A 20,591-nucleotide genomic window follows, 5' to 3' on the forward strand; every position below is an offset into this window, starting at 1 on the left:
GCGGTGATGTCGGCGACCAGCTCGGTGAGCCGTTCGGCGCGGCGGGCGGCGGCGAGCACGTGGAAGCCCTCGGCGGCGCACTGGCCGGCTACACCGCGTACACCACCAAGCAGCCCGGCCCCGACCTGGACCTGGTCGCCCGGCTCTCCAGGTCGATCGACGTGCCGGTGGTCGCGGAGGGTCGGATCCACACACCGGCCCACGCGGCGCAGGCGCTGCGGGCCGGGGCGTGGACGGTGGTGGTGGGCACGGCGATCACCCACCCCAGCACCATCACCGGGTGGTTCACATCGGCGATGGCGAACGCCGGCCGGTAAGCGGTCGGAGCGCGAGCCGTCGGGCCGCGGTTCCGCGTCGCGGGCGACGGTCCACCCCACTGACAACTGACAATCCTGCTGTCCTGGAGGCCAAGCTGTGGCTCTGAGCGATCTCACCGTCGCCGACTGCTGGGCGTACCGACCCGACCTGACTGTTCCGGAGGACCTGGACGCCTTCTGGGGTCGGACGCTGGGTGCCGCCAGTGCCGCAGCGGCGACGTACGAGCCCGTCGACACCAACCTCACCCAGATCCACACCTTCTCGGTCACCGTCCCCGGCTACGGCGGCGAGCCGGTGCACGGCTGGCTGCACCTGCCGGCGCACGCCACCGAGCCGTTGGCGTGCGTGGTCGAGTACCTCGGGTACGGCCGAGGCCGTGGGCTGCCGCACGAGAAACTCTTCTGGGCCTCGGCGGGCTTCGCGCATCTCATCATGGACACCCGGGGCCAGGGCTGGAGTGCCGCACCCGGCGGCACCGCCGATGCGCACCCTTACCCAGCAGGCACCGTTCCGGGTTTCCTCACTCGCGGGGTGACCAGCCCGGAGGAGTTCTACTACCGCAGGCTGATCACCGACGCGGTCCGGTTCGCCCAGGCCGCCCAGGAGCATCCCGCCGTCGACCCCGACCGGGTCGTCGTCACCGGCATCAGCCAGGGAGGTGGCTTGTCACTGGCGGTGGCCGCGCTGTTTCCGGGCGTGGCGGCGGCCATGCCCGACGTGCCCTTCCTGTGTGACTTCCCGCGCGCCGTCCGGGTCGCCGCCGAAGGCCCCTACGGCGAGGTCGCCGAGTATCTCGCGCTCCACCGTGACCAGAGCAGTCAGGTGTTCCGTACGTTGTCGTACGTCGACGGCGCCGTGCTCGCATCCGGCGCGACCGCGCCCGCGCTGTTCTCCATCGCGATGATGGACCGGACCTGCCCGCCCTCGACCTGCTTCGCCGCCTACCACCGCTACGGGGGCGACAAGGAGGTGCGCGTGTACGAGTTCAACGACCACGAAGGTGGCGAGGCGCACCAGCAGCTCGAACAACTCGCCTGGCTGCGCAAGCTCTTCGGCCGCTGAGGACAGCACCCGCTGCTGGCGTCAGCGCGGCTCCCACGCGTCGGGCAGCGCGGTGAGCTTGCGGACGTGAGCGGGCAGTCGACCGCTGACGATCTCGGCGAGGCTCACCTCGTCGACGACCCGCCGCACGGCGGCGCGGACCGCCACCCACAAGCCGGGCAGGTTTTCCGCCGAGCCCTCGTACCGGGTCTCCTCGGGGCGCAGCCCGCGTACCCCGGCCAGGGGGCCCTCGACGGCGCGCAGCACCGCGCCGACGGTCACCTCGCGGGGTGGGCGGGCGAGGGTGTAGCCGCCCTCGGCGCCGCGTTGGGCGCGGACGATGCCGGCACGGCGCAGATCCGCCAGGACCGCCTCCAGGAACTTGCGGGGCATGTCCTGCTCCGCGGCGATGGCCTGGGTGGAGAGCAGCGAGGGGTACGCGGTGGCAAGGCTCAACGCCGCCCGTACCGCGTAGTCGCCGCGCGCGGAGATCTGCACCCTGCCATCATGCCCGGCCGGTGCCGCCCAGCCCTCCGGCGGGCGGCCCGGGTCTCGTGGCGTACCCGCCGTTGGCGGGTTCGCCGAGGGTGCCGGGGCGGAACCAGCCGCTGTTGACGCCCGTCGACTCGGCCGGCGGTCGAGGCCGGACCACCCGGCCGGCCACCGGTTGATCCCGGGCGGCCCGGAACGCGCCGGGGCTGACCCCGACCTCGCGGGTGAAGAAGCGGCCGAAGTTCGTGGGCTCGGAGAAGCCGAGCCGCCGGCCGATCTGGGCGATCGGCTGATCCGTCGCGGCCAGTAACCGGCCGGCCTGCAACGCGACCCGCTCGTCGATGACCTGCTTGGCGCTGCGACCAGTGACGGCCAGGCAGGCCCGGGTCAGGGTCCGCACCGAGCAGCCGAGCTCGGCCGCATAATCCTCCACCCGCCGGGTCCGCGGGTAGCCGTGCTCCACCTCGCGGCGGAACCTGCGGAACGTCTCGTCCTCGGGTCGGGAGGGCGACCGGTCGTCGCGGGCCACGGCCAGCCGCAGCAGCAGCACGGCCAGTTGATGCCGGAGCAGCGCGCGGGCGGTGGGGCTGTCGGGGTGCCGCCGACAGTCCACCGCCAACTGGCTCACCTCGCTGATCACCGCGTCCTCGTCCTCACCTGCCAACTGCCGCCACGTCGCGGTCGTGGTCAGGTCGACGTCGAAGCCGCGCAGCGCCTCGGCGTCCCAGGCGACCACTGTGGCGTCGAACTGGGGGCCGGCGCAGCGCAGCACCTGGCCGGGGCGGACCCGCAGCAGTGTGCCGGGCCGGCACGGCAGCAGGTGAAAGTCGAGTTCCGCGTCGCCGTGCCCACGCGTGGTGAGAAGCAGAAGCTCCCGCTCGACGATCACCGGCCGACGCCAGCCCGGGGCACCGGCAAGATCGGCCAGCGCGAACGTGGCTATCTCGTCGGTGACGGGAGACGCCGTTCCGATCGATGGCGCGGGGGAGGGATCGGTGGAGACCATCGCTTGCGACGGTAGCCCGAACCGCAGGTCACCGCATCCCGATCGACGTTCGCAGCGGAATCCGCGGCAAGCCGCGGGCTTGTCCCGGTCCCGGCGGCCGGGCTACGTTACCCGGCGGTAGCGCCGTCGGTCCGCGGTCCACCCGGTATCCGCCGGTCACCTGACCGGCCGCCGGCACCCGCCGACTCGCGATGGGATGGGCATGACGCAGCTGTTCTCGGTCGAAGGTAAGACGGTCCTGGTCACCGGCGGATCGCGGGGGATCGGGCTGATGATCGCCCAGGGCTTCGTCCGGGCCGGCGCACACGTGATCATCTCGTCCCGCAAGGCTGACGTCTGCGAGGCGGTCGCCACCACCCTGTCCGCCGAGGGTCGCTGCGAGGCCATCCCCGCCGACCTCAGCGACGACGCCGGCGCCGAGTCGTTGGCCGCCGCCGTGCGCGAGCGCTTCGGCCGCCTCGACGTGCTGGTCAACAACGCCGGAGCGACCTGGGGCGCGCCACTGGAGGACTACCCCGAGGCCGCGTTCGACAAGCTCTGGGCGGTCAACGTCAAGGCCGTCTTCCGGCTCACCACCGCGCTGCTGCCAGCGCTGCGCGCCGCCGCCAGCGCCGACGACCCGGCCCGAGTGATCAACATCGGGTCGATCGACGGCATCCGGGTGCCGATGATGGAGGTGTACGCGTACTCGGCCACCAAGGCCGCCGTGCACATGCTCACCCGCAGCCTCGCCCACCAACTCGCCGGGGAGCAGATCACCGTCAACGCCATAGCGCCCGGCCCGTTCGAGAGCAAGATGATGGCGTTCGCGCTCGACGACCCGGTAAGCCGGGCCGCCATCGAGCAGCAGGTGCCGCTCGGCCGCATCGGGCGCCCCGAGGACATGGCCGGCACGGCCATCTACCTCTCGTCGCGCGCCGGCGCGTACCTGACCGGAGCGGTCATCCCCGTCGACGGCGGCATCACCACGCACGGCTGAGCACCGGCCGACCCGGGGCGGGCACGCCCTGGGTGTGTGCCGGGGCCGCGCGGACTCGGCAGATCCGCGCGGCCCCGGTGTGGCCGATGTTGCCCGTTCGGGCGGTCAGCGACCGGCGAGCAGCCGGTTCACCGCCGTGTCGACGTCCAGGTGCTCGGCCTCGCGGCCGCGCGGGACGACGACGTAGGTCCGTCGAAGGAAACGCACCAGGACGCTGCGCGGCACCTCGAAGAGGGCGTTGCCGTCCGGTGACGAGAGGGCCAGCGCGACGAAGTCGCCGCGCGGTGTGGCCCAGGGCCAGACCCGAACGTCCCCGATGCCGGCCGGCTCGTCCAGGCCGGTGACCAGAAGTTCGCGAGCGAACGACCAACTCACCGCCTCGCCCCCTGCCGATTCGGCATGGAACAGGACATGGACCGCATACGGGTCAGCAGGGTCGTAACGCAGACTGGCACGCACCGGCAAGGCGGTGGCGTCAGGTGCGACGAGCCTTAGCGACGTCTCGACCTCTACGGTCGTCGGTCGGATGACACTCATGGACGTTCTCCCCCCGGCACCGCTGCGGAACGCGCGTGTCCCGCTTTTCCCATACTCAGGTGCTACCTCTGGCTACGCTCCGCCATACGCTGACTTCACCCAGTGGTGGGAAGGGGGACGGAAACGCCGCGTGAATGTGAGCATTCATGTAGGATTTCCGGTTCTGCCCAGTGCGTGATCCCGCCCGGTATCGGGTGGCTCAGTCGTCGACTTACTCCGGTAACGTCCAGTCGGCCGTTGCAGTGACGGGCCCGAGCGACACTGGGGGGTGAAATGGTGACGAAGCAATCCTCAGTGGATCCCGCGGCGGCACCCGGCCCGCCGAAAGTCGCGGTCCGAGCAGCCGAAAAGCGGGGGTACGGAGTGCCGATGGAGCAGCCCGAACGGGCCGGTCGGCCGGCGTCCGACGCCGGACGGTCCGGTGGCGGCGGCGCCGGTGCTGGTCGTGGTGACGACGCCGCCGCCGGTGACGACGCCGCCATTGGTGGTGGCGGAATCGCCGTGCAGGATCCTCCGCGTCGGCCTCGCTGGCGTGAACGGATCTCGCTGACCCTCGACCTCATCCGCGCCAACCCCACCGGGCGGATCGCACTCAAGATCTTCATCGCCATCGCCGGGGCGCTCGTGGTGACCATCGGCATCGCCCTCATCCCGCTCCCCGGGCCGGGCTGGCTGCTGGTGATCGCCGGCCTGGGCATCTGGGCCGTCGAATACCACTGGGCTCGACGGCTGCTCGGCTTCACCCGTCGCCACGTCCACGGCTGGACACGCTGGGTAACGAGACAGTCGCTGCTGGTGCGAATCGTGCTCGGCTCCGTCGGCCTGGTCTTCGTGGCCACTGTTGTCTGGCTGTCCCTCAAGTACAGCCTCGGCATCGACGTGGTCGCCGAGGCGATGCAGTACCTGGCGACGCACTGACCCCGGATTTCCGGTCCGGTTCCACGATCGGGTAGAGTCAGTATCGCTGAGGGCGATTAGCTCAGTGGGAGAGCGCTTCGTTCACACCGAAGAGGTCGCTGGTTCGATACCAGCATCGCCCACTCTCAGTTTGTGCAGTTCAGAAGCTCGTTGCCGGAGACGTCGGTAACGAGCTTTGCTGCATGTGCCGCTTACATTGGGAGCAGATTGGGAGCAGCGGCTCTGGCTGGGTGGTCCTGCGGGCGGCTACAGGGCAGTCCGATGCCCCGATCGTTCGACCGTGAGATGCGGGCTCTGGCTGATCGCCGGGACACCCGCTGATTCGCATTGTGCATCGTGGTCACCTCCTTGATGTGCTGTGCGTTCGAGGATGAGGGCTCCCACGATGACGTCGTTCATAGGTGCTGCGGCGGCGCTCAGCTGCGTCGAGTGCCGAGGGCGGCGCGCCCACCGGGGAGCATGGGTGTTGGTCGAAGCGCCTCGGCGAAGGTGCCGTCTTGCGTCCAGTAGCTCAATGGGATTACGCCAGTGCCGAGCCAGCCCAGATGTTCAGTGGCCTCGGTGAGGCGAAGGCTGGAGTTCCTTCCAAAGCGCCCGGTTGATAGCTGGGTCTCTCCCAAGGACATAGGGCGCAGTCATCTCATACCCGGCGGCGATGTAGAGCCGCAGTGCATGGTGGTTATGCCGGCCGGTCTCGAGGCGAACGGTGCGGAGGCCGGCTGCTAGGACGTCTTGTTCGAGCTGCCGTAGTAGGCGCTTTCCCAAGCCGAGGCCGCGCAGCTCGCGGTGAACGAACATGCGCTTGACCTCGGCCTGATCGGCGGCGATCCGGCGCCAACCACCGCAGGCGACGGGTTGCCGGCCGACGTAGGCGACGAGGAATAGACCAGCGGGCGGATCGAACTCGTCAGCTGGACTGTCGTCGATGCGGTCGGCGAATCCGTAGAGGGCTAGCTGTTCGGTATGCAGGTGGTACAGCAAGGACTGCGCGTCAGGGTCGCTGTAGGGCCGCGGACGTAGGTGAGGGTGCCCCGGGGCGGAGACCTGAGCGCTCGCCTGTGAGGAGTGGGCCATGCCGTCGAGAGTGCCTTGTCCACCGCCTCGCGGGTAGCTGTCGGTAGGTGACGGTGGGCGGTGCCTCTGAGGTCGGCGAGCATCGACCGGCAGCGGACCGACTGGACGTCGGGCACCCGTTGGGCGAGGGAGTCGATGGTCGCGATGGCCGTGGGCCGGTCGTGGGCGAGTAGGTGCGCTCGGGCGAGGTGAACGCCATGCAGGAGCGCCGAACGCCGGTAGGTGTCGTCAGTGTCCGTCATGGCCAGTGGAGTCAGCAGGTCGGTGGCTTGGGTGAGTAGGCGACGAGCGTGCGGTGGGTAGGTGGCGGCAAGCAGCACCAGGGCATCCCCGTGCGCGGCGGACCGCTGCCGGGGGGTGTAGTAGTACAGGTCTGCCGGGGTGTCCTCGGGTTGGGCGCGATGCAGCATGGTCCGGCAGACGTCGGCGGCGGTCTGGTAGGCGTGGAGGTCACCGGCGGCGGCGTGCGCGGTAGCGAGCCGACCTAACGCCCGGGCGCGTACGGCAGTGGCGCATGATCGGGCGGCGTCGGTCGCTGCGGTGGCCAGCCGCACCGCTTCAGCGGGGTTGGCGGGGACCATCTGGTAGGCGAGCATCCCGAGGTTGTTTGCGACGGCTTCGGCCGAGTCCGGAGTGTGGGTCGGCGGCAGACAGGGATGGCAAGGTGGAGCGGTGTTGGGGCATGTGAAGGCCCTGTTTCGCGGACTAGCGACAGCATTCCGACATCCATAAGGCAGGCCAGGATGGCTGACATCGCTCAGGCTCTTGCCTAGAGTGATCGCATGCCACCGCTGGAAGCCGCAATGTGGGGTGCAATCGGCGGATTTGTGGTCGAGGGACTTGCCTTCGCGGCGGCGATACGGCGTGTGGGCGGATGGCCTTGGCGATGGGCGACAGAGCCACAGCCGCTCCCGTACGCATTCATGGTGCTGGTCCGAGTCGCAGCGGGTGCGGGACTCGCCGCGCCTGCAGGATCTTCGGGGCAGGTGTCGACGGCTTTTGCTGCCTTCGTTCTCGGGGTTGCCGCTCCGCTTGTTGTCGAGAAGATTGTGCAGACTGCCGCTCAGCAACGGTTGCCGAATCTCACGCACGAGCAGGTTGAGACGCCCATAACTGGTGCTGCAAGCGCCCAGCCGACGCTAGTCCAAGCGGGAGAGAGCGATGCGACTTAACGAGACGTGGGGGCAGCTAGTTGCAGCCTTAGGCCGATTAACGCCGGCTTTCACGCCGGCCCCTAACAAAATGCTCCGGCAACGTCGTGCAGAGACTGCAGAGACAGATGCACTCGCAGCGCCGACGTCGTCTTCGAAGCTGTCGACCGATCGAGTAGGCGAAGCATTGGACATGCTTGAAATTCGCTATGTCAAGACCGGAGACGGCGAATTGTTGGCGATGTGGGACCGCCACGCTGTTCTCTTCACGGTTGAGGGATCGGATGAAGAAATCCTCGTATCTCGTGCGAGGCCACATGCAACCATCCCGTCCGATACGGTCGAAAAGGCGTACCGCGTGATGAATGAATGGAACGCTACGCGGCGTTTCATGAAGGCATACGTTGGCGAGCCGACAAGGCGTGGGCAGTTCCCAATTTTCGGCGAAATGCAAACGCCTCTCGGTGCGGGTATTCATAGTGCGCTATTGATCGAACTGTTGGACGCGGCAGCGGCCGTAGCAACGTCCTTCGTGGAGTTCCTCTACGAGGAGGGCATGTTTTCTGAAGGGTTTTCGGCGGCGAGAAGGCAGGGTGAAGGAGTTGACGATTGACTCGGCGGTCAGTCCCAGGCACTGAAGATTGGTTCCACTCCTGCGCATCGCTGTCCGGTGAATCAGGCTAGAGGGGGAAGATTGAGGGAGGTCGCCGGAGCAAGCGTGTGGGTCGTTTTCCTGGGACTCGTCTTGACGTCGTCTGTTCTCGCCGCGTTCGTAGGAAAGCTCCTGGATAGAGGCTCAACGCATGTCGACCGATTGCGGGAAGGGTATGCCGAAGCTGCTAAGGCTCTCGCTGAATGGAGCAACTTCCCCTACAGGATCGAACGGCGGGTAGCTGACGATGCGGAAACCCGCAAGGCGCTCGCCGAACTTGGATCCGATATTACTGATCGGTTGGCCTACTACTCGGGTTGGGTTAGCGCAGACAGTCCAGAGATGGGCGAATTTTATATCCGCCTCGTGACACGTCTTCGGATCGACGTGGCCGAGCATGCTCGATACGCCTGGGACCAGCCACCTCGCCTAACCGGTTCGGAAATGAACATCAGAAAGAGTCTTGTCGAGTCCACGCCCGTCCAGATCATCTCGGGCTGGGCCTATGTGCAGCTCTTTTCGACCGCCGTCAGGTACAGGTTCGGCTGGCGTCGACACCTGGCCTGGGGGCCACTGCTGCGACGCCTGCTTCTAGCGCGGGAGGTCAAAGCAGACGTCGCATTGGCTCGCGCCCGCAGGGGACCGGTCCCCCTCTCTGAGCCCGGACGACCTGCAGCCGCTCAGGCATCGCCACGTTCCCCGGGTCAGCAAGATCCGGAGCATGCGCGGAATGATCAAGCTGCGGAATTGGCTTAGCGCAAGGCCCGCCCCAGGTGAGGCTAGGCGCGTTGCCGGAAGCACTAGTGGATTCCTAACCGTGTGTCGCAGGTTCGAATCTTGCCGTGGGCACTCGGACGGCCATGGATCCGCCCGGTTGAGTGACCTGATGTGCCGGTTCCGAGCGGGCCTGCTGGTCTGGTTGAGGAACCGTCTTACCGCTACCGGTGCCCGCATCACGGGTGCGTGCCCCCGGGTTATGGCTGACGGGCTGACTGGTGGCCGTCGGTCCGGTGGTCCGCCCACTTGCCGGTCCACATCGCGAGGTCGTGTACCCAACGCTCGGTGCTCTGCCGTGACTTGGCGGCCCACTTCATCGCGTTCCTTGTCGCGAAGTCGTCCAGGACCTGATGGTCAGTCACTGTCCATGCGGGAAGCTGCGCTATCCACTCTTGCGCCTGTTGCGCGCTGTGGCCGCTGCCGATCAGCCATGGGATGAGCAACGCGAGTTCGACCGATGCGGCGGTTTTGGTTGCCCACGCCCAGTCGACGATGCGTAGGCCGAGTGGTGTGACGATCAGGTTGGTCGGGTTGAGGTCGGAGTGGATGAGTGTCTCGCCGTCCATCGCGGTGTGCGTGAACCCGAGTCGGGCTGCGGGGGTGGACCACGTCTCGCCGGGTGCTGGCGTCTCTTGAAGTGCTGTCAGTGTGGCGAGGAGCAGGTCGAGGTCGGTGCTGCCGGGTGATAGGTCGGGGTGGGAACCGGCAAGATGCTCGGTCCCCACCACCAGCCAGCCATCGGATTCGAACTGCCACAGGACCGCAGGCGCGTGCCGGTCGATGGCCCGGGTTACCGCCAGTTCGTAGCGCAGCGACCGAACGCTCAACTCGGCGGAGGCCGCCTTGACGAAGATCTGTCCGGCTGGTCCTGTCACCGTCGAGGCGATCTCAGCGTGGTCGCCACTGGAGGCCGGGGTGACGTCAAACGTTACGCCGACCCGTGCGGCGACCGCTGCCGTGACGCTCTCCGGCAGAGCGGTCCAGTCCCTACGCATCGGTTCTCTTTTCTGCTCCTTGCCCAGCTGAAACGGGATCGGCAGACAGCAGGATTCAGCCTCGCCACCCGAAGTCCGGTTTCCACCCGGTAACCGGTTCATGTCTCGTCCTCGCGAGTGGCGGATTGGTCATGGCCGCAGATTTGAATGGCTGGTTTGGTCCTCGGTCGTGGTCGTCCTGGTTGGCTGGATGTCGCCGTGGAGAGGGTTGCGGCGCATGGAACAGATGACCGGGCCGTCGGGCAATTGAATCGCCGATCCGGGGGTGTAGCCATGCCGGGCGTGCAGGCTCTGGGCATCGGGGGTGGTGTTCGTCCAGGACAGTAGGTTCACCTGGTCGAGTCGGCTGCGATGGTGGCTGAGCAGGGACGTGCCGTGTCCTGACCGCCTGACGCTGGGCGACACGGCGAGGAACGCGAGGTGGTAGTGGGGCTCACTGGGTCGATCTGTGGCGAGTAGCCGATCGAGGAGGTCGAAGCGTTCGCTGTGGGCGCCTGCGGCGTCGCAGAGGCGGGTGGGGTAGTTCGCTGGTGGCGGGATGGGACGGTATCGGTGGAAGCCGACGGTGACGGCGGTGGCGTCGTCGGTGAGGTGGACGTCGCCGTAGAACAGGGCGTGCTCGACCCAGATGCCGAGGACGTCGGTGAGGATTCGACGTCGTGGGCCCGGGTCGGCGATCAGCCAAGTTGCGAGAGGGCTGGGATCGAGGGCGTCGGCGATGAGTGCGGCGACGTGGTCTTTGTCCGCCCAGCGGGCGGCGCGGATACGCGGGACAGTGTCCATGGCGGGGGTTCCTTAGAAGGCTCTTGGTTGCGGGGTCAGGAGTTGCTGCTGCTGTTGGCGCGGCTTTGGACGAGGAACAGTTGGTAGTCGTCGACCGACGGGCCAGTCCGGTCGCTGCCGGGTGGTGGTGCGAGTGCTGCTCTTTCGTAGGCGAGTAGTTCGCCGGTGGTGGGGTTGAAGATCAGCAGGAAGCGGATGTCGGCGGAGGTGGCGCTGACGCCGATGCCGGTTCGGCCTGCCCGGTCGGTCACCGATGCGTGGTAGGTGATGCCGGGGGTGTCGCGCAGGACGGTGAGGATCGCGGTGCGGGCGGCTTGGTTGGGGGTGCGCCAGCCGAGCAGGCTGACGAGGCCGCGAATGACGGCGGTGGGTCCGAGGAACCGCGGTTGGTTGGCGTTGATGTGCTCGGTGAGCGCTGCCGGGTCGGCGGCGATCGGTCCGATGGGTCCGTCCAGCTCGCCGGGGTAGTAGGTGCTGTCGTCGGTGGGTTGCTGACCGGTGGGGTAGCGGCTGCGGATGGCGCGACCGGAGGCGTCGTCGGCACGCCAGCGTTGCTCTTCGAACAGCACGATCCGCGTGGTGGCACTGTTACCCGCGATTGCGGTGTCCGTAGCCCATTGCAGCAGGTGGACGTAGGCGAACCGGCCCGGGATGGAATCGCAGCCGGAGGGCCCAACCGCGACCGTTTCCAGAGCCTGCCGCGCCGGGGTCGACGCCGGCAGACGCGTCGGCGATGGGTCGAGTTTCTGCTGGGCACGTGTCTTGAGCTGGGCTGCCGTCAGGGCGGCGGGCGACGGGCACGGCTGTGCCACGGCTGGGAGAGGCGCGGTGGTGCTGGAAGGTGAGGGTGCGGATTGGGCCGGTCCAGCGGTGCCCGTCCAGATCGGAATGGCCGTGGCGGTGGCGAGCAGGCCGAGCGCGCAGATGGCGGCAGTGACCTTTAAGGCTCGCCGGCGTACCGGGTGGGGCTTGTCGGTCGGAGGTCGCATGTGGGGCAGGTTGTTCACGGTGGGCTTTCTTGGGTGAGGTGAATTGGGGCTAGCGGTAGGCGGCGGTGGCGAGGTCACCGACGGCGGCGTCCACGGCGGCGGTGATGTCGCGTACTGGCTGGTAGTGCTGCCCGGCGATGGCTTTCAATCGGGCGGTCAGGGCTGGGGTGTCGTCGTCGAGGTAGAGGTGGTGGGTGAGGCCGAGGTCGGCGACGAGGCCGGCGAGGGCGGCGGTGTGGTTGTTGGGTTGTTCGCGGCCGGCGGCGAGGTAGCGCAGGCGGGAGCGGGCGATGACGGCCCATTTGCTGTCGGTGGGTAGGTAGGCGTCGGCGCGTATGAGGCCGCCGAGGCGCCGTCGGGTGTAATGGCGCAGGATCCCGCCGGCGACGAGGCCGGCGCGGGTGCGGTCGTAGAGGTCGTCGGAGAACCCGCGCAGCCACCCGCGCAGGGGTGGGTGGGTGTGGCGGATGGTGGCGGCCGCGGCATCGCCGATCAGGTCCCCGACTGGCCGGTCGATGTGCGGGTGTATTCGTTGGCGGCTGGCCGGGCGGGTGTCGTCGTTCGGGTCGAGGGTCACCCGCCCGGCCAGGTACAGGTCGATCAGGACCGCGCCCGCGAGCCCGAGGGCGAGGGTCTGCCGGTGCACGTGGGGGTGTCCGGTGTCATCGTCGTGGCCGAGGAGGAACAGGTCATCGCGCAGCGGCAGACGCGGGATCGACGCGGTCATCGTCGGGGCTCCTACCGCAGTCCGGCGGTGAGCCGCCGCAGCCGCTCGTGTGCCCCGCCGTACGCGGTACCGGGGGCGGGGAGCAGGGTTTTGTCGATGGCGGCGAGGACGGTGTAGTTGAGGTCGCACACGTTGCCGATCGGTGCCCGCCCCGCCTGTGACACGAGTTGGTAGGCGTCCAGGGTTTCCAGGCCGGTCAGGGTCATGGCCCAGCCGACGAGGTCATGCTGGGCGATGCGGTAGGCGTCCTCCAAGGGCCTCGCGCAACCGATCGTCAGGATGTCCCGGTCGGTCTCCAACCGCGGCCACCGTGTGCTGACGCCTTTGATGACGTCGATGGCGAGGGTGGTGGTCGTGGCGATCTCCACGCCGACGCCGCAGGCCTCGCCCTCGCCCTGGCGGGCGTGCCCGTCGCCGAGGGCGAGCATCGCCCCGTGGACGTTCACCCCGAGGTAGAGGGTGGTGCCGGCGCGCAGGTTCGGGGTGTCGAGGTTCCCGCCGTGGGTATCGGGCACGAGTGTGGATCGGGCCTCGAACGCGCCGGGGGCGACACCGATCGTGCCGATCATCGGGTCCAGCGGCAGATCCACGCTGTGGTCGCCGCGCGTGGCCTGAAACCGGACGGTCCCGGCCTGACGGTCGATGCCGTACACCCACACCCGCTCCTCCAATGGAGGCTGCAACGTGGCGGTGTGGGAGGTGGACGTCAGTGCCCCGAAGTGCGGAAAGGTCGACGACACACCCCAGTCCCGCGTGGGAACGATAGAGGCGAGTTGAACGGCGAGGGTGTCGCCGGGCTCGGCGTCCTCGACGAAGAACGGCCCGGACACCGGATTGAGGTACGGCATGCGGCACACCTGCGACGGCAGGTCCGCCGGCCCCCTCACGAGACCACCGAAGCAGTCCTCCGTCACGACAGTGAACACGTCCCCACCGCGCACGTGCGCCACCGGCATCCGACCGCCGAAGGTGTAGGCCAGCTCGTCCCGAGCCGGCCGGTAGGTGAAGCTGTCCATGCCGGTCACACCCGCTCCACGTGACGCGCCTGCGGCTGCGCGGGCGCCAACCCCGACAGTGCCGGCCGGCGGCCCGACAGGTACAGGCCAGCCAGGACGATGACGCCGAGGGCGAGCCAGGCCAGGCCGAGGCGCTGGGCGGCGATGTTGGCGTTGACCACCACCCACACCAGGATGGCGAAGCCAATGCCGGGCATGACCAGGTGTGCCCACCAGTTACCGCTGCGCCCCCGGATGAGGTGGTGCACCACGACGGAGACGTGCAGGACCAGGAACGCGACCATCGCCCCGAAGTTGATCAGCGACGACAGCACCGTGATCCCATCCACACGGGTCGCCATATATAGGCCCAGTGCAAGGGACACCGCGCCGGTGAGCAGCGTGGCGTTGATCGGCACGCTGCGGCGGATCGACACCTTCGCCAGAAACGCCGGCAGCTGCCGGTCCCGGGCCATCGCGTACAGCAGCCGAGACGTGGCGACCTGCGCGACCATCGAGTTCGGCAATCCCCACGCAATCGCCGTCGCGACCGCGCACAGGGTGGCCAGCCACCCCCCGCCAGCCAGGGCGGCGGCGTCGTAAAAGGCGGTCCCGTTCGGGTCACCATCGGCCAGCAGCGAGGCCGGGTCAGGGACGAGCATTCCGGCCAGCCACGTCTGCGCAATGAACAGCACCCCGGCAAGAATCAGGACGGCCGCCATCGCACGGCCAATCTGACGGGAGCCGCCCTTGGTCTCCTCAGCCAGCATGCTGATGCCGTCGAAGCCGAGGAACGACAGCACCGCGATCGACACCGCGCCCGCCACCAGAGACCAGGTGAACGTGTCGGCGTTGTAGAACGCCGCCCAACTGAACCGCCCCTTCCCGGCCGCGAGAGCCCAGCCCGCGACGGCCAGGAACACCGCCAAGACGATCAACTCGCCGACCAGCATCACCCGGGTAACCACTGCGGTCATCCGGATTCCGACCGAGTTGACGACCGTGTTGACCGCGACGAACCCGAGCAGCCACAACCACACCGGCACCGCCGGAACCGCGGCGTGCATCGCCACCGACGCCACCAAATACAACAGCCCCGGAACGAGTACGTAGTCGAGGAGGATCACCCAGCCGGCCAGGAACCCGACCGGCGGGCTGATGCCGCGCCCGGCGTAGTTGTAGACGCTGCCCGACATCGGGAACGCCTTCACCATCTGCGCATACGAGAACGCCGTGAACACCAACGCCACCACACCGACCGCGTACGCCAAGGCGACCAGCCCATCGGAGCCGGCGTAGACGCTGCCGAAGATCGCCATCGGTGCGATCGGCACCATGTACACCAAGCCGTAGGCGAGTAGATCCCGGAACCGCAATTGGCGGCTCAACTCCTGCCGATATCCATATCGGGACAGCTCATTCTGGAGACTCATTAGACTCCTCAAACAGTTGTTCGCCTGGCTGATTTCATGACTTTGCAACTGGCCCGTCAGGAAGGGCATCTGCTCGTCGGCTCAAATTGCCGCCAATAATTTCCTGACGCCCGGACGGGTATCTCAACAACGAGAATTGCGCACCGGGTCAGACGAGTCGATAGCGGTGATGCGGACATACGGCTTTGTCCGCATGCAACTGTCCGCGTAGCGTCCGACCACGTATGGTCAGGTCTGTCTGATTGCGGCAGCGACGGGCAACGGCATCCAGGAGTACCGGTGGCTCAGGTTCCACGACGGCTGACCCCGCATCGATCAGCGCTGCACGGCTTCGGTGCCGCTCTGCGACAGTGGCGCGAATGCCGCGGGCTGTCTCAGCGCGCTCTAGGCAGGCTGGTGCACGTCAGTGGGGACCTCGTCGGCAAGGTGGAGAAGGCCGAACGTTGGCCGTCCGCCCGCCTCGTCGAGTCGTGTGAGGCCGCCCTGCAGACGGGTGGTGAGCTGCTCTGCTTCCTACCAAACCTCGAACGCGAGCGTCGACTGACCGTCCTCGACCACCGCTCTGCTGGTCTTGCGGACGGCCTGCTCGGGGGCGTCATGGATCATCCCGAGAAGACTGGCCCGCTCCCACCGTCGCACGAGCAACTCGTCGCCCTCTCCACTGCCGGAAATCGCATCGGATATGCGGGGATGGCGTCCACCGCCCATGCGCAGATCAGCGCTGCAGCCACCCGTCGGGCGGCGGAGCAGCTCGACCGACCGCCGAAAGGTATTCATCGCCCAGGCACTGTGGGCCGAGTTCCTCAGCTGGATCGACGAGCAGAGCGATGCCGCTGAGGCGGACGCGTGGCTGAGGCGCGCCCAGCAACTTGCCGTCGCAGCTAATGTGCCGGTGCTGGCAAGCTACGTCCTGATGAGGCAGAGCCAACGCGCCCTCGAGCGATTCGACCCGCGTAGGGCCGCTGTCCTGGCGTGTCAGGCGCTGGACGTGGTCCGGCTACCAGGCAGCATTCGCGCTCTTCTGCTGGTCCGTCAGGCTCAGGCTTACGCGATGGGAGGTGACCAGAGCGCCTGTGTAGCCAGCATCGACAAGGCGCATAGGGTTGCCTGCAGCGCCGACGGGGACTCAGAGCTGCCGGTCGATGTTGGCGCCCACTGCAACCCGGTGTACGTGGCTGCCCACGAGGCGCAGTGCCGTCTGCTGCTCGGTCAGCCGGCGGCGGCAGCCGATCTCTACGAGCAACTCCTTCAGCACTGGCCGGCTCAGTGGCGGGTCGATGAGGCCCTGTGGCGATCGGCCCTGTCCACCGCCTACCTCAACAGTGGCAACGTCGAACGCGCCGCGACCGAGGCCACCAACGTCCTGACCTTGGCCGCTAGCACCTCCTCCGCCCGGGCTCTGCGCTGGTTGAACCCCACTGCGGTGGCCCTTCGACAGAAGCCAGCCGTTCCCGAGGCGGCGGCCTTCGTACTCGCCTATCGGCAGGCGACGCTCGAATCGTGTAACCATTAGCCCGTGGACCTGATCACCACAGCGACCAGCACCGACGAGTCCGAGCGGGCGGCGTCCATCGCGGTCCTCCCAGTCGGGAGTTTCGAACAGCACGGTGCTCACCTGCCGCTGCTGACGGACACCATCGTGGCATGCGCGATTGCGAAGGCAGTTGCTGAGCGCTACAGCCTCTTCCTGCTTCCGCCCGTGACGATCTCCTGCTCCCACGAGCACGCGTCGTGGCGTGGAACGGTCAGTATCAGCGCCACCACCCTCGCCGCCGTGGTCGTCGACATCGCGGCTTCCCTACATGAATCGGGTATCGATCAGCTCGCCGTGATCAACGGACACGGCGGGAACTACGCGCTTGCCAACGTCGTTCAGGAAGCCAACGTCGCCGGACCTCGGATGACTCTGTTCCCCGCTCGCGCCGACTGGGACGACGCGCGACTGGCCGCCGGCCTGCACAGCACAGTCCACCAGGACATGCACGCTGGCGAACTCGAGGTTTCGCTGCTCCTGCAAGTTGCGCCGGAGGTGGTGCGTGATGGCTTCCAGCATGCCGACCACGTAGCGGAAGACCGACGTCACCTTCTCACACGGGGCATGGGTGGCTACACCACCACCGGCGTCATCGGTTTGCCGTCTCACGCCACCGCAGCCAAGGGCAAGGCGGTACTCGAAGACCTCGTCCGCTCCTTCGCCGACCATTACGGCCTCCTGCCGCGACCTGAAGCATGATCAGGAAATGATGCTGGACAAAAGCTGTTGTTCGCATCGACATCGCCCCCGGGAGAGCGACCGGGTGGCGGCAGTTTACGAGGTGATGCAGCGGTAGGGAGAAGGTGCTCAGTCGTAGAGTCGGCCACGTCTAGGCCATCACGCCGGCCCGGAGGACCGAGTCCTGCCGCTGACCGCGCCGGCGCCCTGGGCGACCGGTTCACGAGACCGCCGTCGTCCGACTCGCGTGGAAGCTGTTCGAGGAGGATCCGTGAGGCTGGGGGACAGGATCGCTGAAGTGTCAGTGGGCGACGCCGTCAGTGCCTCGGTGAGCTATGACCAACTGCGTACCGGTGATGACGGCCTGTACTGGCTGGAGACTCGCCCCGACGTCGACGGAAGTGCGACGGTCACACGTTGGCGGCCCGGCGAGGGCCAGCGTGATTTCAGTCCGGTGGGCTTCGATATCGCAAACGGGCTTCACGCTTACGGGGGCGGATCGTTCGCTGTCGTCGAGGGAACGTTGTGGTGCGTCGGCGGAGATGGTCTCTACCGGAGGCGCCGTCACGGCGATGCTCTCGAATTGGTCAGCCATGGATCCTTCGGTGACCTAACGATCGGCGACGGCGAGTTGTTGGCTGTGCGGGAGTCGGAGCAGGGTGACGAACTCGTTACGGTATCGCTCACCGGGGCTCCGCAGGTGCGGATTCTCGCCTCGTCGCGTGGGTTCCTCGGTGCGCCTCGGCCGGGTCCAGGGTTGTTGGCCTGGACCGCGTGGGGCGAGCGGGACATGCCCTGGGATGCGTGTGAGGTGTGGGTGGCCTCCTACTCGCCGCGTGGTTCGGTCGAGGGCGTAGTGAGACTGGCCGGCGGAACGGACGAGTCTGCGGTGGAGCCGCGGTGGGGACCCGACGGGGCGTTGTACTTCGTGTCGGACCGCAGCGGCTGGTGGAACCTCTATCGGTGGGACGGCCTCGAGGTGGGGGCGGTGGCGCCGATCGCGGGTGAGTGCACCGCAGAGCCGTGGGAGTTGGGTTACGCGTCGTACGGCTTCCTCGACGACGGTCGGATCGTCGTGGCGGTGCAGGAGGGGCCGCGACACCGCCTTGTCGTCATCGAGCCCGACGGCGCCATCCGCCCGGTCGACCTCCCGTATACGTCGATCAAGCCGTACCTGGCCGTGCAAGGGACGACAGTGGCCCTGATCGGAGCGTCACCGACCGCGGCCCCGCAGGTCGCGCTGATCGACCTGGCTGACGTCGTTCCCCAGGTGGAGGTGCTTGCCAGGCCGGAGCACGCTGGACTCGAAGGGGCGCGAGTGTCGACGCCGACGGAGTTGAGCGTTCGAGTGGCGAGTGGTCGGGAGGTACTTGCCTTGGTGTATCCGCCGACAGGCGCGGCGGCGGACTGGCGAGCACCGGTAATCGTTCGGGCGCATCCTGGGCCTACCGCCTCCTGCCTGCTGCGCCTGGACTGGCAGGCGCAGTTCTTCACCAGTCGTGGGTTTGCCGTCGTGGATGTCGACTACCTGGGTAGCACCGGGTACGGCCGGATGTTCCGGGAATCGCTGTACGGCCGGTGGGGCCTGGACGATGTCGATGACTGCGCGGCTGTGGCGGTGCATCTGCTGTCGGCGGGGCGGACGGTGCTGGGGCAGGTGTTTATCCGCGGTGCCAGCGCTGGCGGCTACACCGCGTTGCACGCGGTGGCACAGGACGGCCCGTTCGCTGCTGCCACGGCCGTATCGGCGATCGTGGATCCTGACCGGTGGGCGCAGACGGTGCCCCGTTTCCAGCGGGCGCATGCAATGCGGTTGCGAGGTGGTGCCGGCCGGGTCCGTGCCGCCGCTGTTCAACGGCCACTGCTGCTCATTCACGGCACCGCTGACGAGGTGGCCGTGGTCGAAGATGCGCGCGAACTCGCCGAGGAGTTGACGTCTCTCGGTACGGCGCCTGAAGTGTTGCTTCTTGCTGATGTCGGCCACTATGTGGCGTCGTCCCGTCGAGCGGGTGCGGCGCTGGAGGCGGAGCTGGCTCACTACCGTTCGGTGATGGCGGGTGCGGCCAACGATCAACGGGGGTTACACAGCGGCCAGCGGTAGTCGGTGACGTACGTACTCGCCGAACTCGCGGACCTCGGGCTCACACCGATAGGACTCAAGGTCCGCCTGTACCTCGACGATGCGCTGCAGGCAGCGGTGTGAGGTGGTTCGTGCGGCGTAATCGACAGCCTCGCCTGCGGTGGCGCAGGCTTCGTCGATGCGGCCGGTGGCGGCCAGCGACGAGGCCAGGAGCGCGGTGTCGATGGCGAGTCGCCGGACATGGGTGGGGCTCAGCGCGGTGAGGGCGTCGCCCAGGTGCCGTTGGGTGTGCTGCGGTCGGCCCAGGTCGTGGAAGCAGTGGGCGATCTCGTCGGCGAGGTACGCCGCGTCGAAGTACCGGATCCACGCCGGCTCGTCCTCGGGCTTGCTGCGGGCCAGTTGCTTCTCCGCGATGTCGAGGTGGGTTAGGCATTCGCCTTCGGCTCCAAGGCGGGCGTGCGTGCGCGCCATCACCGCGTGCAGAGCGGCTGCCACAGCGGGCGTCGTCCGGGTCTCGCTTCCTTTCACCGCCGTCAGCACCATCCTGCGTGCCGGCTCGGGGTGCCCGCAGTGCAGCGCGAGGTGGCCGATGTTCACGGCGAGCAGGTAGCTGCCGTACAGGCGGTCGTCGGCAGCTTCCGTCAGACGTAGAGCGCGAAGGTAGCGGCGCTGGGCGAGGCCGTGGGCGCCGGTGTCGACCGCTTGGTATCCGCAGAGCTCGAAGAATCCCGCCGCCAGCGCGTATAGATGGCGACCAACAGCCTCAGAGGCTGGAGTATTCGCCAACAGCCGGTGCAGTTCGCCTTCGACGTACCGCTGCACCTGCGCGTGGACTCGTCCAGCGCCGTGGGTGTGGTCCAACTGCCGGAACATCGCCAGAGCGGTCTCCGCCGAATGAAGATCCTCTTCGTCGACCTGGTCACGCGAGCCGAGTCGTCCGGCCACGGACAGGCGTGGTGCCGCTGAAGCGTTCAGCCAGTCCTGTGCGGCGCGGTCAAGAACACCGGGCTGGAAGGGAACACGGACGACCATGTCCGCCACCCCGGGCGCCTCCTGCGCTAGGGCCAGCAGGGTTCCGGCATTGGTGGGACCGCTCGCGGAAGCTGTCCGCATACCCTCGTTGGCGCGACTTTCCTCGACAAGCGGTAGCAGGCGGATCAAGGCCCCTCCGGTTGCCAACGCCTTGTCGCAGGCTTCAACGAATTCCCGGGAGGGGAAACGGTCTGCTGTCTCGACCCGACGCACGAGATCGGCACTGAACCGAATCATCGCGCCGAGTCGTGCCTGCGAGAAGTTGGCCCTCTCCCGCAGCCGACGCAGCTCGGCTCCGAAGAAGTGGCGTTCAGACAGCGATGGCTGGAGCGTTCGCGGGATCTGGCCCACAGCACCGCCTCCTCTGGCTGATCCACCACTATGGCGATCAGCAGCATGG

Annotated in this window: 17 protein-coding genes, 1 tRNA gene and 3 pseudogenes; 9 read left to right on the top strand and 12 right to left on the bottom strand. The window is 67.8% G+C overall.

Annotated elements, in window-relative coordinates; all coding sequences use genetic code 11:
- Positions 1-317, top strand: a pseudogene (locus tag AB0B48_RS02955) (N-acetylmannosamine-6-phosphate 2-epimerase); the annotation flags it as partial.
- Between the two features lie 97 nt (positions 318-414).
- Complete coding sequence (locus AB0B48_RS02960) at positions 415-1,380, top strand: acetylxylan esterase (protein WP_357195024.1); 966 nt, start codon at positions 415-417, stop codon at positions 1,378-1,380.
- Positions 1,381-1,401: 21 nt separating this feature from the next.
- Here the strand turns inward: AB0B48_RS02960 and AB0B48_RS02965 are convergent, their stop codons facing one another.
- Positions 1,402-1,857, bottom strand: a complete 456-nt coding sequence (locus tag AB0B48_RS02965; protein WP_030333674.1) for an Rrf2 family transcriptional regulator — start codon at positions 1,855-1,857, stop codon at positions 1,402-1,404.
- 7 nt (positions 1,858-1,864) lie between these two features.
- Entirely contained in the window at positions 1,865-2,857 is a 993-nt protein-coding gene (locus AB0B48_RS02970) for an AraC family transcriptional regulator (protein WP_357195027.1), read from the bottom strand.
- 202 nt (positions 2,858-3,059) lie between these two features.
- On the opposite strand from AB0B48_RS02970, the gene AB0B48_RS02975 reads away from it, so the two are divergent.
- Positions 3,060-3,836, top strand: a complete 777-nt coding sequence (locus tag AB0B48_RS02975) for a glucose 1-dehydrogenase (RefSeq protein WP_357195030.1) — start codon at positions 3,060-3,062, stop codon at positions 3,834-3,836.
- Positions 3,837-3,941: 105 nt separating this feature from the next.
- Here AB0B48_RS02975 and AB0B48_RS02980 read toward each other — a convergent pair whose 3' ends face one another.
- Positions 3,942-4,373, bottom strand: a complete 432-nt coding sequence (locus AB0B48_RS02980) for an SsgA family sporulation/cell division regulator (RefSeq protein WP_007457244.1) — start codon at positions 4,371-4,373, stop codon at positions 3,942-3,944.
- A gap of 273 nt (positions 4,374-4,646) precedes the next feature.
- Here AB0B48_RS02980 and AB0B48_RS02985 point away from each other — a divergent pair, with 273 nt between their 5' ends.
- Together AB0B48_RS02985 and AB0B48_RS02990 are read left to right on the top strand one after the other, a co-directional pair.
- Positions 4,647-5,291 carry a PGPGW domain-containing protein gene (locus AB0B48_RS02985; RefSeq protein ID WP_357195033.1) on the top strand — a complete coding sequence of 215 codons (645 nt, stop codon included), beginning with the start codon at positions 4,647-4,649 and terminating at the stop codon, positions 5,289-5,291.
- A 50-nt stretch (positions 5,292-5,341) separates the two neighbouring features.
- Positions 5,342-5,413: transfer RNA gene (locus tag AB0B48_RS02990), tRNA-Val, on the top strand.
- Positions 5,414-5,840: 427 nt separating this feature from the next.
- Here AB0B48_RS02990 and AB0B48_RS02995 read toward each other — a convergent pair.
- The gene (locus AB0B48_RS02995; RefSeq protein WP_357195036.1) at positions 5,841-6,272 is read right to left on the bottom strand and encodes a GNAT family N-acetyltransferase; all 432 of its coding nucleotides are present in this window, start codon (positions 6,270-6,272) and stop codon (positions 5,841-5,843) included.
- On the bottom strand, positions 6,242-6,961 hold the full coding sequence (locus tag AB0B48_RS03000; RefSeq protein WP_357195039.1) for a hypothetical protein: 720 nt from the start codon (positions 6,959-6,961) through the stop codon (positions 6,242-6,244). Before AB0B48_RS03000 ends, AB0B48_RS02995 begins: the two co-directional genes overlap by 31 nt.
- Before the next feature lie 715 nt (positions 6,962-7,676).
- Between AB0B48_RS03000 and AB0B48_RS03005 the strand changes: the two are divergent.
- A pseudogene (locus tag AB0B48_RS03005) lies at positions 7,677-8,129 on the top strand (YbjN domain-containing protein); the annotation flags it as partial.
- A gap of 1,013 nt (positions 8,130-9,142) precedes the next feature.
- Here the strand turns inward: AB0B48_RS03005 and AB0B48_RS03010 are convergent.
- The 6 genes from AB0B48_RS03010 to AB0B48_RS03035 are packed head-to-tail and all read right to left on the bottom strand — an operon-like array spanning position 9,143 to position 14,867.
- Complete coding sequence (locus AB0B48_RS03010; RefSeq protein ID WP_357195042.1) at positions 9,143-10,042, bottom strand: aminoglycoside phosphotransferase; 900 nt, start codon at positions 10,040-10,042, stop codon at positions 9,143-9,145.
- A gap of 27 nt (positions 10,043-10,069) precedes the next feature.
- Complete coding sequence (locus AB0B48_RS03015) at positions 10,070-10,723, bottom strand: GNAT family N-acetyltransferase (RefSeq protein ID WP_357195045.1); 654 nt, start codon at positions 10,721-10,723, stop codon at positions 10,070-10,072.
- Positions 10,724-10,758: 35 nt separating this feature from the next.
- Positions 10,759-11,730, bottom strand: coding sequence for a hypothetical protein (locus AB0B48_RS03020; RefSeq protein WP_357195048.1), 972 nt, complete (start codon positions 11,728-11,730; stop codon positions 10,759-10,761).
- A gap of 31 nt (positions 11,731-11,761) precedes the next feature.
- The gene (locus tag AB0B48_RS03025; protein WP_357195051.1) at positions 11,762-12,439 is read right to left on the bottom strand and encodes a GPP34 family phosphoprotein; all 678 of its coding nucleotides are present in this window, start codon (positions 12,437-12,439) and stop codon (positions 11,762-11,764) included.
- A gap of 11 nt (positions 12,440-12,450) precedes the next feature.
- Entirely contained in the window at positions 12,451-13,464 is a 1,014-nt protein-coding gene (locus AB0B48_RS03030; protein ID WP_357195054.1) for an acetamidase/formamidase family protein, read from the bottom strand.
- Positions 13,461-14,867 (bottom strand): APC family permease, encoded by a 1,407-nt coding sequence (locus AB0B48_RS03035; protein ID WP_357195057.1) that lies wholly within the window; start codon positions 14,865-14,867, stop codon positions 13,461-13,463. The genes AB0B48_RS03030 and AB0B48_RS03035 overlap by 4 nt, the downstream gene beginning before the upstream one ends.
- Before the next feature lie 279 nt (positions 14,868-15,146).
- On the opposite strand from AB0B48_RS03035, the pseudogene AB0B48_RS03040 reads away from it, so the two are divergent.
- The 3 genes and pseudogenes from AB0B48_RS03040 to AB0B48_RS03050 all read left to right on the top strand — a co-directional run bounded on the left by AB0B48_RS03040 (position 15,147) and on the right by AB0B48_RS03050 (position 19,180).
- Positions 15,147-16,380: pseudogene (locus AB0B48_RS03040) on the top strand (helix-turn-helix domain-containing protein).
- Positions 16,381-16,383: 3 nt separating this feature from the next.
- The gene (locus tag AB0B48_RS03045) at positions 16,384-17,100 is read left to right on the top strand and encodes a creatininase family protein (RefSeq protein WP_357195060.1); all 717 of its coding nucleotides are present in this window, start codon (positions 16,384-16,386) and stop codon (positions 17,098-17,100) included.
- Between the two features lie 250 nt (positions 17,101-17,350).
- The gene (locus AB0B48_RS03050) at positions 17,351-19,180 is read left to right on the top strand and encodes a prolyl oligopeptidase family serine peptidase (RefSeq protein ID WP_357195063.1); all 1,830 of its coding nucleotides are present in this window, start codon (positions 17,351-17,353) and stop codon (positions 19,178-19,180) included.
- Here AB0B48_RS03050 and AB0B48_RS03055 read toward each other — a convergent pair.
- On the bottom strand, positions 19,160-20,542 hold the full coding sequence (locus tag AB0B48_RS03055; RefSeq protein ID WP_357195066.1) for a helix-turn-helix transcriptional regulator: 1,383 nt from the start codon (positions 20,540-20,542) through the stop codon (positions 19,160-19,162). The two genes, AB0B48_RS03050 and AB0B48_RS03055, sit on opposite strands and share 21 nt — an antisense overlap.
- Between the last annotated feature and the right edge of the window lie 49 nt (positions 20,543-20,591).

This window comes from Micromonospora sp. NPDC049089 (assembly GCF_040648775.1).
Classification (GTDB): Bacteria; Actinomycetota; Actinomycetes; order Mycobacteriales; family Micromonosporaceae; genus Micromonospora.